At 41.1% G+C, this 392-nt stretch carries 2 protein-coding genes; both read right to left on the reverse strand.

What is annotated here, in order from left to right:
- A partial coding sequence (iscA, locus tag AAEY88_RS12640; protein ID WP_350562940.1) for an iron-sulfur cluster assembly protein IscA occupies positions 1–284 on the reverse strand: 284 nt, incomplete at its 3' end.
- 9 nt (positions 285–293) lie between these two features.
- On the reverse strand, positions 294–392 hold a 99-nt coding region (locus AAEY88_RS12645; RefSeq protein WP_350562942.1), incomplete at its 5' end, for an iron-sulfur cluster assembly scaffold protein.

The following is a 392-nucleotide window of genomic DNA, read 5'->3' on the forward strand; positions in this document are numbered from 1 at the left end:
TGATTAGGGTTAGTAAATTTAAATCCTTCATTCAAGCCTTCTTTAGTGTAATCGAGCTGCGTACCGTCAATGTAAACCAAGCTTTTAGCATCAACAATTAAGGTAACGCCTTTTGCTACAAATGTTTCGTCGTCGTCATTTAGCTCGTCAACAAACTCAAGTACATAGGCAAGACCTGAACAGCCCGTCGTTTTAATGCCAACGCGCAGGCCTAAACCTTTACCGCGATTTGCTAAAAATGATTGTACGCGGTTTGCTGCCGCATCTGTCAATGTCACTGCCATGGAACTCTCTTACTTCGCTTGTTTACTTTTATAATTTGCAATTGCTGCTTGAATTGCATCTTCGGCTAAAATTGAACAGTGAATTTTCACTGGTGGTAACTCTAGCTC

Origin of the sequence: Psychrobacter sp. CAL346-MNA-CIBAN-0220 (genome assembly GCF_040309805.1) — a bacterium.
GTDB lineage: Bacteria > Pseudomonadota > Gammaproteobacteria > Pseudomonadales > Moraxellaceae > Psychrobacter.